General features: G+C 69.6%; 11 protein-coding genes. 6 read left to right on the top strand and 5 right to left on the bottom strand.

Annotated elements, in window-relative coordinates; all coding sequences use genetic code 11:
- The first annotated feature begins 272 nt into the window (after window positions 1-272).
- The gene (locus V9G19_RS24615; RefSeq protein ID WP_462288021.1) at window positions 273-1,355 is read left to right on the top strand and encodes an S-(hydroxymethyl)mycothiol dehydrogenase; all 1,083 of its coding nucleotides are present in this window, start codon (window positions 273-275) and stop codon (window positions 1,353-1,355) included.
- Complete coding sequence (locus V9G19_RS24610) at window positions 1,352-1,990, top strand: MBL fold metallo-hydrolase (RefSeq protein WP_462288020.1); 639 nt, start codon at window positions 1,352-1,354, stop codon at window positions 1,988-1,990. Before V9G19_RS24615 ends, V9G19_RS24610 begins: the two co-directional genes overlap by 4 nt.
- Before the next feature lie 194 nt (window positions 1,991-2,184).
- On the opposite strand, the gene V9G19_RS24605 is transcribed toward V9G19_RS24610, so the two are convergent.
- Both V9G19_RS24605 and V9G19_RS24600 read right to left on the bottom strand, forming a co-directional pair.
- Window positions 2,185-2,889: a hypothetical protein gene (locus V9G19_RS24605; RefSeq protein WP_462288019.1), complete on the bottom strand. Its 705-nt coding sequence runs from the start codon at window positions 2,887-2,889 to the stop codon at window positions 2,185-2,187.
- Window positions 2,890-3,084: 195 nt separating this feature from the next.
- The gene (locus tag V9G19_RS24600; protein WP_462288018.1) at window positions 3,085-3,420 is read right to left on the bottom strand and encodes an alpha/beta hydrolase; all 336 of its coding nucleotides are present in this window, start codon (window positions 3,418-3,420) and stop codon (window positions 3,085-3,087) included.
- 448 nt (window positions 3,421-3,868) lie between these two features.
- Here V9G19_RS24600 and V9G19_RS24595 point away from each other — a divergent pair, with 448 nt between their 5' ends.
- Entirely contained in the window at window positions 3,869-4,495 is a 627-nt protein-coding gene (locus V9G19_RS24595) for a hypothetical protein (protein WP_462288017.1), read from the top strand.
- Complete coding sequence (locus V9G19_RS24590) at window positions 4,492-5,112, top strand: OmpA family protein (protein ID WP_462288016.1); 621 nt, start codon at window positions 4,492-4,494, stop codon at window positions 5,110-5,112. The genes V9G19_RS24595 and V9G19_RS24590 overlap by 4 nt, the downstream gene beginning before the upstream one ends.
- 15 nt (window positions 5,113-5,127) lie before the next feature.
- Here V9G19_RS24590 and V9G19_RS24585 read toward each other — a convergent pair whose 3' ends face one another.
- From V9G19_RS24585 to V9G19_RS24575, 3 genes are read right to left on the bottom strand one after another with little or no spacing between them, the layout of a single operon-like run.
- Complete coding sequence (locus tag V9G19_RS24585) at window positions 5,128-6,990, bottom strand: putative nucleotidyltransferase substrate binding domain-containing protein (protein WP_462288015.1); 1,863 nt, start codon at window positions 6,988-6,990, stop codon at window positions 5,128-5,130.
- The gene (locus tag V9G19_RS24580) at window positions 6,987-7,817 is read right to left on the bottom strand and encodes a glutamate ABC transporter substrate-binding protein (RefSeq protein WP_462288014.1); all 831 of its coding nucleotides are present in this window, start codon (window positions 7,815-7,817) and stop codon (window positions 6,987-6,989) included. Before V9G19_RS24580 ends, V9G19_RS24585 begins: the two co-directional genes overlap by 4 nt.
- Window positions 7,818-7,834: 17 nt before the next feature.
- On the bottom strand, window positions 7,835-9,352 hold the full coding sequence (locus V9G19_RS24575; RefSeq protein ID WP_462288013.1) for an amino acid permease: 1,518 nt from the start codon (window positions 9,350-9,352) through the stop codon (window positions 7,835-7,837).
- 198 nt (window positions 9,353-9,550) lie between these two features.
- On the opposite strand from V9G19_RS24575, the gene cysS reads away from it, so the two are divergent.
- A complete protein-coding gene (gene cysS, locus V9G19_RS24570) occupies window positions 9,551-10,990 on the top strand; it encodes a cysteine--tRNA ligase (RefSeq protein ID WP_462288012.1) in 1,440 nt (479 codons plus the stop codon).
- A complete protein-coding gene (rlmB, locus tag V9G19_RS24565; protein WP_462288011.1) occupies window positions 10,990-11,952 on the top strand; it encodes a 23S rRNA (guanosine(2251)-2'-O)-methyltransferase RlmB in 963 nt (320 codons plus the stop codon). Before cysS ends, rlmB begins: the two co-directional genes overlap by 1 nt.
- The last annotated feature ends 68 nt before the right edge of the window (window positions 11,953-12,020 follow it).

The raw sequence follows: 12,020 nt of genomic DNA, 5'->3' as shown, positions 1-12,020 counted from the left end.
CCCACGACCCTGCCCCCCGCGGCCACCATGGCGCGGCCGCGCGGGGACAGGCTACCTCCGCAGACGCGCGATAATGAGGTTTCCGGAAACGCCAATCTCGTTGGCGTGAACCGAATCCCATTACTGGATGCGCTCGGGCCGGCGTTCGTGGGTTCCAGGTGGCGCACGCGTTCGCGGGCGGGGCCTTGCGCCGAGCAGGTTGCACGGCGAGAGTTGCCATGTTCCGCAGCGTTCAGTCTCGCTCAGCCAGGCAGCATACGAAGGAGTCGCACATGCCGCAGACGGTCAAGGGTGTCATCGCCCGCGCCAAGGGCGCGCCGGTCGAGGTCGTCGACATCATCATCCCCGATCCCGGCCCAGGCGAGGCGGTCGTCCGGGTCCAGGCGTGCGGGGTGTGCCACACCGACCTGCACTATCGCGAGGGTGGCATCAACGACGACTTCCCGTTCCTGCTCGGCCACGAGGCCGCCGGGATCGTCGAGGCGGTCGGCGAGGCAGTCACCGACGTCGCGGCGGGCGACTTCGTCATCCTCAACTGGCGGGCCGTCTGCGGCGAATGCCGCGCCTGCCACAAGGGCAAGCCGCAGTACTGCTTCAACACTCACAACGCGTCCCAGAAGATGAGCCTGACCGACGGCACCGCGCTCTCGCCGGCCCTCGGCATCGGCGCGTTCGCCGAGAAGACCCTCGTCGCCGCCGGCCAGTGCACCAAGGTCGCGACGTCGGACCCGGCCGTCGTGGGGCTGCTGGGGTGCGGCGTGATGGCGGGCTTCGGTGCGGCGGTGAACACCGGCGGGGTGAAGCTGGGCGACTCGATCGCCGTCATCGGCTGCGGCGGCGTCGGCAATGCGGCGATCGCCGGCGCCAAGGTGGTCGGCGCGACGACGATCATCGCGGTCGACGTGGACGAGCGGAAACTGCAGTGGGCCAAGGAGTTCGGCGCCACGCACACGGTCAACTCCAAAACCGAGAACGCGGTCGAGAAGATCCGCGAGCTGACCGGGTCGTATGGCGCGGACGTCGTCGTCGAGGCGGTCGGCCGCCCGGAGACCTATCAGCAGGCCTTCTTCGCCCGTGATCTCGCCGGCACCGTCGTGCTCGTCGGCGTCCCGACGCCGGACTTGACACTGGAGTTGCCGCTCATCGAGATCTTTGGCCGCGGCGGGTCGCTCAAGAGCAGTTGGTATGGCGATTGCCTCCCCACCCGCGACTTCCCCACGCTCGTCGCGCTCTATCAGCAGGGCCGTTTCCCGCTCGATGCCTTCGTCTCCGAGCGCATCGGCCTCGGCGATATCGAGTCGGCCTTTACCAAGATGCACCACGGTGAGGTGCTGCGCTCGGTGGTGGAGCTGTGAGCATCGAGGTCGTCGCCACCAGCCCGGCCGGGGTCCGGGTCGAGCGCCTGATCACCTCGGGGCTCTTCCGTCTCGACGGGGGCGAATGGGATGTCGACAACAACGTCTGGATCCTCGGCGACGACAGCGAGTGCGTGGTGATCGATGCCGCCCACGACGGTCCGGCGATCATCGACGCGATCGGTGGGCGCACGCTGACCCGGATCATCAGCACCCACGCCCACAACGACCACATCAACGCCGCCCAGGAGGTGCACCGGCGGTTCGGGGCGCCGATCGCGCTGCACCCGGCAGACCAGGTGCTCTGGGAGCAGACCTTCCCCGACACCCCGCCCGACGAGCCGCTCGCCGACGGCCAGCACCTGACGATCGGCGACGTCGACCTGGAGGTGCGGCATACGCCCGGGCATGCGCCCGGCGCGGTTTGTCTGTATGCCGCTTCGCTCGGCCTGCTCTTCTCCGGAGACACACTGTTCAACGGTGGCCCGGGGGCGACCGGCCGCTCGTTCAGCGACCACCCGACGATCATCGCCTCGATCACCGAGCGACTGATGAGCCTGCCGCCCGAGACGGTCGTACTCACCGGACACGGCGACCCAACGACGATTGGCGCCGAGGCGGGCAATATCGCCTGAGCCTGGATCCGCCTCACATCCGGCGCGCATCGCCGGCCAGGTGCGCTAACCGCGTCCCGGCAGACACCGCCTGTCTTGCGTACACAGCCTCATCGGCATTCAGAGGCTTTCAGCTGAGGCGGTGATTTCGGGCTGTACGTCGTTGATGTGATCTGACGGGCGACGTCGCTCCTCGAGCCGCTGTCGAGTTTCGGTCAGTTGGCGTGTCTGATGAGCGCCTGGGCCAGCGCCGGTGGGTCGGCGGCGTGATAAGGGGCCTCGCTGGGCTCGATCTGCCGGAGGAAGCCGCCGAAGAGGTCGGCCGCGAGCCAGAGGCGCACCGGTTCGAGCAGGTGCAGGGCGGTCCGCCGCAACCCACCCGGCGGGCCGAACCAGTTGCCCGGGTGCAGGTCGCCGTGGACGATCGAGTCGGGGATGCCGCACTTGGCGAGCCGGTCGAGCCGGGTGCCGAGCGAGGCTCGTGCCTGGTCCAGCGCCCGGCGCTCCGCACCGTTTAGGCTCGGCGAGACGGCCGCGACCACCCGGTCTGCGGTCGCCAGGACTGCCTCGGCGCGCAGATCTCGTCCAATGGCAAGGAACTCCTGCACTCCTGGTGCGCAGGCCAGCTGCGCGGCGCTCCACCGGTCGACCATTTCTGCCAACACTTTCGGGTCGGACTCGCCGTGGTGATCCTCGGGCAGGTCGGGCATCACCATGATCCGCAGGGTCGGGTCGCGCGCCAGGACGGGCACGGCAACCCCCGGCGCGAACCGGCCGAGGAGGTCGACAGCACGTGGCTCGTCGCCGAGGAATGGCGCCGTCGCCTTGACGACGACCGCCCGACCACCCGCACGAGCAGCGACCACCTGCGACAGGTTCCAGGTCCGCAGTTGCCGCATCGACTCCGCGGCGACATCCATGCAGTGGATGGCAAGCCGCAAGGAGCCGCAGCACCCATACCGAGAGCCCGTAACGATGGTGGACGGCGGCGGCGATCGGTGGGATCTCCGGCCACCAGGGCACCTCGACCGACACCGGGCCGAGTGCGCCGAGCAAAGCGCCGGTGGGGTCGACCGGTACGAGCGTCACGACGCGGTCCACCGCCGTCTGCCGCATCAGCGGTGGACCGCAGGCGAGCCGGGGCCCCACTGCGGCGGCGGTGTCCGGCGCGCCTCCGGAGCCGGGAACGCCGGGTACTCCTGGACGCAGGCCTGCCCGGCGGGTGGCAGCGTCAGGTCATTGACATAGGCGACGACGTGGCCGAAGACGCAGCGGCTCAGGTCGGTGAGCGCGCCGTGCTGGTCCGCGTCGTAGGTGAGCAGGACGGCGTTGCCGAGATCAGCGGCGAAGAAGCGGCTGAACCCGAGTTCGTTGGCCGCGGCGAGTTCGCGCAGTGCGGCGCGCGGCTGGTTGACCCACCGGTCATTGTCGGTCGGGGAGCCGGAGGGCAACGCACCTGGTGGGCGCCCCGACCGAGGCGATCGGTCGAATCGAGCCGTGACCGACCGAGCGACACGCTCGCCCCGGATGGGTTCGAAGACTTTTTCACCGAGCTGCCCAACGAGTTCTGGCGACGGATGATCCCGCCCGAGCTGACGGCACGCGAGGTAACCGAACGATCGACCGTCTCGACCTCGCGCCCCGGGCGCGCATCGTCGGAAGTGATTGCGCCCGGCCTTTGAAGGTTTCCGCGCTGGGATAGTCGGGTTATCAGGGAGGCTCGGTTTGGGGTTGTCCACAGGCGACCGGCTCTCCGGATGCGCTCCGGTGCCGGCTGCCCTAGCGTGGTTCGTCAGGTGGTGGGCTTGCAGCGGGCGCCCACCGGGACGTGTGGGATGCACGGGAGGCGACATGGGCGCGAGACCTGGACGAGCGGTGTGTCGACCGGCGGGAAAGCGGGTGATCGCCGTGGCCGCCGGCGCTCTCGCTGCCGGTGGCCTGCTGGGCGACTGTTCCTCCGGCGAGGATGCCGCCGACAGCCCCTCGGGCGTGTCCACCACTTCAGCCTCCGGCAACGGCGCCGCAGCCGGCAGCGGCGCGCCCGCCGCCCCCAGCAGCTCCACACCCGCGCCTACGGCGGCCGAACTGCCAGTCATCGCCGCCCGCAAGGCGAGCGACGGCAAGACCCAGCTGGCCGTCGAGCTCAACAGCGTCCAGAGTTCCGGCAGGCTGATGACCGTCACCTGGTCGGTCCGCAACAACTCCAGCGACGACTGGGACGTCAACTACTTCTTCTGGGCCGGCACCTACCAGCACGGCCCGACAGATCCGCTCTCCTCCGAAACGGCCGGTGTGGCCGACGGTGTCTATGTCCTCGACCAGGCCAGCGCCCGTCGCTACCTGCCGGCCCGCGACAAGGAAGGCAATTGCGTGTGCACCGGCGGCACCGCCAGGCTCACGGTGGGGCCGGGTGCGAGCACCCCGCTGCAGGCCGTCTTCCAGGCGCCACCGGCCGAGGTCAGCGTGGTCGATGTCGCGATCCCGCACGCCGGGACCTTCACCGCTGTGCCCGTGACCCGCACATGATCCGGGCGCGCTATCGCGAGGCGTGGCGGCTGTGCCGGCTGACCCAGCCCACCCGGCTGCGGCAACTGCTCGCTTTTGCCGCGGTCCTTGCCGCCACCGCGTTCACCGTGATCCCTTCCAGCGCGGTGGCTGTCGCGGCAGACGGCTCCGGACCGCCGAGCGTGGCGATCACGACGGTCCCGGAGGTCTTCCCCGTCGAGGAGATCAGCGGCGCGGTGGACGACTTGGTGTTCACCGAGGCCAATCTCGACGGCTCGCTCATCGACGAGGGTGGCACCCGGTTCCGCCTGGACGCCAACGTCCTGTTCGCCTTCGACAAGGCCGACCTGACGCCCAAGGCCGGCGCCGTGCTCGACGATCTCGTCGCCCGGCTCACCAAGAACGGCGCCACCCGGCTGCGAGTCGACGGCTACACCGACAATGTGGGCGATGCGGCATACAACCTGAGCCTGTCCAAACGGCGCGCCGAGGCCGTGCGTGCCCGGCTCGCCGACGACCTCGGCGAGGAAGTCGCGGTGACCGCAGCCGGCCACGGCGAGGACGACCCGATCGCCGACAACGCGACCAAGGAGGGCCAGGCCAAGAACCGGCGGGTCACCGTCACCGTGCTGCCGTGACGTTGGCGGGCGGCGTCATTTCTGCGGGCGCGCCGTCCACTCGCTGGAGTCGACATACAGCGCGAAGTTCGTCAACCGCTTCTGCGCGGCGGCGATCTCGCGGACAGCCTGGGTGACGATGCTCCGGTCGATCGGCGACATCGCCTCGAATACCAACTCATCCGAGGCGGGCTGCCCGTCGCGCAGTTGCATCAGCTGATAACGCAGCCGCAGCCGCTGTAGCACCTCGAACACCTCCGCGAGCGAGGCCGCCTGCTCCGCAGGCAAGAACGCGGTGCCGCCGGCCGCCTGCAGTCGCTCGATCGTGCCGAGTTCGGGGCTGTGCACCATCAGCGCGCCCCACCGGGCGAGGTTGACCAGGGGTAGCAGCGCCGCACCCTTGATGTTGTAGCGGGCCGGCGAGCGCCACGGCGCGGTCTCCCGGAACGAACGCAGCCGCGCCCGCCGGGCCAGGGCATCCTCAAGCAGCAGGCGCATTGTGCCCGGGTGCTCCCGCAGATCGCTGAGCACGAGGTCGGCCGCGGCGGTGGTCACCGAGCCGACCAGCGGGCGGGCGTCGACGAGCAGGGAGGTCATGATCGCGCCCTTGTCGCCGACCGGGTCCACCAGCCAGCCGCGAGCCGCTTCACGCCACTGGGCGTTGGTCCGGGACAGCAACTCGTGCCGGCCGCTGACTCCGTGGGCGTCGCCCCGCAGGCCAGCCGCGGCCAGATCCAGGTCGACTCGGGTGAACACGGCCCGGTAGGCGTCCATCTCCTCCTCGCCCATGCCGTCGGCGAACGCCACGGCCGAGTCGATGTCCGAGGACGGCACCGCCTCCCGGCGGCCGTTGCTGCCCAACGCCAGCCAGGTGAACCGATCCAGCGCCAGCTCGGGGGAGGCCGCGAACTCCAGGTCGATGATCCGTCGGATCATCGTGTCGATGAGGCTCGAGTGCACGGCGATGACCTTGCCGGACGCCAGCCCGCGCTTGAGGAGCCGGCGAAGCGTTTTCGGCGCCTGGTTGGCCAGGGGGACGACATCCGCGACCGTCGGTGCCCGGCGCAACCGCTGGTGCAGGGCCATGTCGGCGGCCACGGGCGAGAGCGTGAACTCACGCAGCGTGACCACGCCGGTCAGTTGCCCGTCGGCGCCCACCACGACGGTGGCGTCGGCGTCGCTCTCCAACACCCGGATCAGCGCCTCGGCGCCCGAGTCGGACTCGCGGGACACCGGCGACTGCGGGGCGACCACCTCGCGGGCGGGGGCGCTCCCCGGGAGCCCGTCAACGAGGATGCGCTGCCGGAGCGAGGCGTCGGTCACGAGCGCATAACGTCCCGAGCCCAGGTCGACCACGGCGCACGGCTGCCCGGTCGCGCTCAGCTGGCGGGCGATGTCGGCCGCGGGCAAGCCCGGGTCGACGACCAGGGGATCGGTGTCCGCGAGTTCCCCCGCGGTTGCGTACTCGGGTGCCTTGGCGGCGGCGGCGGGATAGGCGGCCATTCGCTCCGCCAGGAAGCGCGCTCCGGCCGGGGTGACGAAGGCCGCGGTCGCCTCGGCGGCCGGGATCCGGGCCACCGCAGCCGGCCCGAGCGCGTGGACTCGCGGGCCGATCGACCGCTCGGTGAGCATGGCAGAGAAGCCGAACACCCCACCTGGCCCGAACACTTCGTCCGGCGGGCTGTCCAGGCGCCGGGCGTCCAACCAGGAGCCCACCTGCCCGGCGAGGACGACATAGACGGCCCGTGAGGGGGTGACGAACGCGTTCAGAACGAGTTCGCCGGCGGCATACCCCGTGATCTCGGCCGCGGCGACGATCCGATCGCGCACCTCGACCGGCGCCGAGCTGAACGGCAGCTGGGATTCCAGGAGCGCCCGCAGCCTCTCGGGGTCGCTCACCCGCCCACCGTCGGTGGATCGGGGATCTTGTAGCCGGACGGTTTGACGGTCTCGTCCAGAGCGTCCTTCCAGGCTCCCGAGGAGATGTATTCCTTGAGCGCGGCGTTGATCTTGCCGACCAGTTCGGTGTTGCCCTTCTTGACGCCGATCCCATAGGTCTCGTCGGTGAACCCCTTGCCGACCACCTTGAGCAATCCCTTGTATTCGGGGGTCGCGGCGAACCCGGCGAGGATCAGGTCGTCGGTCGTCACCGCGTCGACCGTGCTGTCGGCGAGGTTGCGCACGCACTCGGAGAAGGTCGGCACCTCCCGCAAGGTGATATCGCCCTTGAAATTGGCCTTGACGTAGGCCGCCGACGTCGTGCCCGTGACCGAGCAAAGCGTCTTGCCGTCGAGATACTCCGGCCCGCGCAGCTGCTCGTCGTTGCGCCGGATGAGCAGGTCCTGGTGGGCGACGAAGTAGGGGCCGGCGAAGTCGATCTTCTGCTTGCGTTCATCGGTGATGGACAAGGTGGCGACCACCATCTCGACCTCGCCGCTCTCCAAGGCGGTGATCCGGTCGGGCTGGTTGACCGGGACCCACTGCGGGGTCAGACCGAGCTTGCCGGCAACATATTCGGCCGTCTTGATGTCAAATCCGCTGTATGCCGAGCCCTGCTTGAGCGAAACCCCGGGCTCGTCGGTGGACACGCCGATGGTGATCGTCCCGGTTGCGCTCGGCATGGGGGTGGACGAACTCGGCGTGGAAGAGCCGGAATTGCATCCGGTCAGGCCCAGGGCCAGGCCGCCGGCAGCGGCCGCGATCAGGGTTCGGCGTTGCGTGGTCATGGCTAGCTTCCTTCGGCTCATTCGGTCGCGGCCGGCTGGCTCGGGCGGGAGTCGACGGCGGGACCGGTGTCGGTCCAGACCGCGCCGAGGTGGCCGCCGGTGTTGGCGACCACGCGCGGTTTGACGATCAGCCACCCGATCGTGAGCACCGCCGCGATGAGCGGAATCCCGATGACCACGACGATGAAGGTGACCTTGTGCCAGAAGTAGGGGTTGGACTGCCAGCCACTGACCGCCATCGCGATGACGACGAAGACGAGGAAGGCGAGCCCGAGATAACTGGTCCACGGGTAGCCGGGCGCCTGGAACGGGCTGGCCGGGATGATCCCGCGGTTGACCAGTTTGCGCAGCCGCAGCTGGCAGGCGAAGATCGTGCCCCAGGTGAACAGCACGCCGATCGCGGCGGCCTCCAGCGCGATCTCGAAGGCGTCGGGACGCAACGCGTTCAGGACCGATCCGAAGACATAGACGACCGAGGTCATCACGATCCCGGCCCACGGCACCCCGGAGGAACTCATTTTTAGGGTGAAGCCCGGTGCCTGTTTGGCCATTCCCAGGCTGCGCAGGATGCGTCCAGTCGAATAGAGGCCGGAGTTGAGCGAGGACATGGCCGCGACGATCAGGACGGCCTGAATGATGTTTCCCATCCAATCCATGCCCATGCGTCCGAAGACCGTGACGAACGGGCTGGTGCCCCCCTTGAACTCGCTGGTCGGGAGCATGGAGACGAGCAACAGGATCGAGCCGCAATAGAAGACCGCGATCCGGAAGATGACCGCGTTGACGGCCTTGGGGACTTCGTGCTCGGCGTCCTCCATCTCACCGGCGGCGACGCCGACCATCTCGATCGCGGAATAGGCGAAGACGACCCCGGACATGACCATGATCGGGCCATACCAGTGGAAACCGTCCCCGCTTGGCCAGAACCCGCCGGGGTTGGACCACAGGTTGTGGAACCCCGCCTGGTGGCCGCCGACATCCATCCTCATGACGACGACGACGATGCCAACGCATAGGAAGAGGATGATCGCGGCGACCTTGGCGACCGAAGCCCAGAACTCGAACTCCCCGAAGGCGCGCGCCGAGAGCAGGTTGATGGCGAGCACGACGGCCAGCGCGATGAGCACGGTCAGCCAGGTCGGCATCTGCGGCCACCAGTGCTGGATGTAGAGCCCGACCGCGGACAACTCGGCGATGCCGGTCAGGGCCCAGTTGAGCCAATACATCCAGCCCGTGACGAAGGCCCACTTCTCGCCGTAGAACTCGCGCATATAGGAGACAAAGGCCCCGGAGGTCGCGCGGTGCAAGACCAGCTCACCCAGCGACCGCATCAGGAAATAGGCGATCACGCCGACGAAGGCGTAGCTGAACAGCAGCGCCGGCCCGGTGCTGTTCAGGCGGGAGGCAGAACCGAGGAAGAGGCCGGTGCCGATGGCTCCGCCGATGGCGATCATCTGCACGTGCCGGCGGCCAAGGGACTGTTTGTAGCCAACCTGCTCGGCGTTCAAGGATGAGGCGTGACTGGCTTCGCTCACTGGGCTTCCCCTCGGTCGGTGGTGCTGAGGTGATGCTGGGGTCGTGCCTGGGCCGAACGCATGCTCCCACGCGGGAGGAGAACGCGCATCTCGAAGCGTCCTCCGAAGTTGGCCAGCTGTCCAGACTGGCGTTATCGCTTCGTTATACCCTGGGTTATCCGGTCGGGACGGGAGCCAGTCGCGGGTAGCCTTGGTGCGGTGAGCCTGCGCCTGTACGACTCCGCCGCCAAGGAGTTACGCGACTTCGTGCCCCTGCACCCGGGCAAGGTCGGCATTTACATCTGTGGGCTGACCACGCAGGCGCCGCCACACATCGGCCACGTCCGCTTCGCCGTCGCGTTCGACGTACTGCGCCGGTGGCTGACGCGCGGGCACGGCTATGACGTGACGCTGGTGCGCAATGTCACCGACGTCGACGACAAGATCCTCGCCAAGTCCGCCGAGGAGGGGCGGGCGTGGTTCGCCCTCTCCTATGCCAATGAGCGCGCGACCAGCGAGGCCCTCGACCTGCTGGGGGTGCTGCCCGCGACCTACGAGCCGCGCGCGACCGGGCACGTGCCGGAGATGGTCGAACTCATGGACATCCTCATCGAGAAGGGGCACGCCTATCCGGCCCCCGACGGCAGCGGCGATGTCTATTTCGACGTTCGCAGCTGGCCGGCCTATGGCGAGCTGACCCGTCAGCGCATCGACGACATGGCCGCCGCCGAGGACGCCGACCCGCGCGGCAAGCACGACCCGCGCGACTTCGCGTTGTGGAAGGGGTCCAAACCGGCCGAGCCGGCCAGCGCCAGCTGGCCGACGCCCTACGGCCGCGGGCGTCCCGGGTGGCACCTGGAGTGCTCGGCGATGGCGCGCAAATACCTCGGCGACGCCTTCGACATCCACGGCGGCGGCGTCGACCTGCGCTTCCCCCATCACGAGAACGAGCAGGCGCAGTCCCGCGCGGCCGGTCTCGACTTCGCGAACTTCTGGCTGCACAACGCCTGGGTGACCACCGGTGGCGAAAAGATGAGCAAGTCGCTCGGGAACTCGCTGTTGATCGGTGAGGTTACCAAGCAGGCCCGGCCCCTCGCCGTGCGCTACTACCTCACCGCCGCGCACTACCGCTCGACAATCGAATACCACCCGGGATCGCTGGCCGAGGCCGAGGCGGCCGTCGACCGGATCGAGAACTTCCTGCGCCGTGCCCTGCCCCGGCTGCGGACTCTCGAGGCGAGCGCCGAGGCCCCGCTGCCTGCGGACTTCGTCGCGGCCATGGACGACGACCTCGGGGTGTCCGGGGCGCTCGCCGTGATCCACGAGCAGGTGCGCCGCGGCAACACCCTGCTCGCCGAGGACGAGGCGGACGAGGCCGCCGGCGTCGCGCGGCAGGTGGTTGAGATGACCGACATCCTCGGCGTCAACCCGCTCGCCCCGCACTGGCACGCCGACGACGACAGCGGCGCCGAGGCGGCCACGGCCGCGCTCGATGCGCTCGTCCGGGCCCAGGTGGCGGCGCGGGCCTCGGCGCGGGCGGCCCGGGACTTCGCGACCGCCGACGCCATCCGCGACCAGCTCGCCGCCGCCGGCGTCCTTGTCGAGGACACCGCCTCGGGGGCGCGCTGGGGTCTGGCCCGCTCCGGCGGGGACGACTGATGGCCGGCAACGCGCCGCGACGCGGCGCCATCCGCAAGCCCGGCTCCAAGAAGGGCGCGGTCGTCGGGTCGGGCGGTCAGCGCCGCCGCGGCCTTCAGGGCAAGGGGCCGACCCCCAAGGCTGCCGACCGGCCCCACCACAAGGCCCATCGGGCCAACGACGGTCGCGGACCCGGCGGCTCGACGAGCGGCGGCCGGCGCGCTGGCGCCGCCAAGCGAGGCCAGAGCAGTGAAATGGTGGCCGGGCGCAACGCGGTGGTCGAGGCGCTGCGGGCCGAGGTCCCGGCCTCGGCCCTCTATCTGGCCGGCCGGATCGACGCCGACGACCGGGTCAAGGAGGCGATCACGATCGCCGGCCGGCGCGGCATACCGATGCTGGAGACCCCGCGGGGCGAACTCGACCGGCTGACCGACGGTGCGGTTCATCAGGGACTGGCGATCCAGGTCCCGCCCTATGACTATGCTCACCCGGGCGATCTGCTCGACCCCGAAGCCCATGGCATACCGCTGATCGTGGCGCTGGACGGCATCACCGATCCGCGCAACCTCGGGGCGATCATCCGCTCGGTCGGTGCGTTCGGCGGGCACGGTGTCGTTGTCCCGGCGCGGCGTTCGGCGGGGATGACCGCGGCGGCGTGGAAGACCTCGGCCGGCGCCGCAGCCCGCGTGCCCGTAGCGCAGGCCACCAACTTGACGCGGGCCATCGAGGACTACCGCGAGGCCGGCTGCTTCATCATCGGCCTCGACATGGACGGGGACGTCGAATTGCCCGGTCTCGAACTCGCCGACCGGCCACTGGTCATCGTTGTCGGTTCCGAAGGAAAGGGCATCTCCCGCCTGGTGCGCGAGCACTGCGACCAGATCGTCTCGATCCCGATGAGCGCGACCACAGAGTCGCTCAATGCCGGGATCGCGACGGGTGTGGCGCTGTATGAAGTGGCACGCCGGCGCCGAACTGGCTGATTGCCCGGCGCGGGGGATGCCCGAGCCCTAGGCTGCGATCGTGCGGCGCCGCGGTGGCGCCCCGTCCC

Source organism: Nostocoides sp. (assembly GCF_037045025.1).
GTDB lineage: Bacteria > Actinomycetota > Actinomycetes > Actinomycetales > Dermatophilaceae > Nostocoides_A.
Note: the sequence above shows the minus strand (reverse complement) of the source record. Positions and strands in the feature narration are given on the sequence as shown.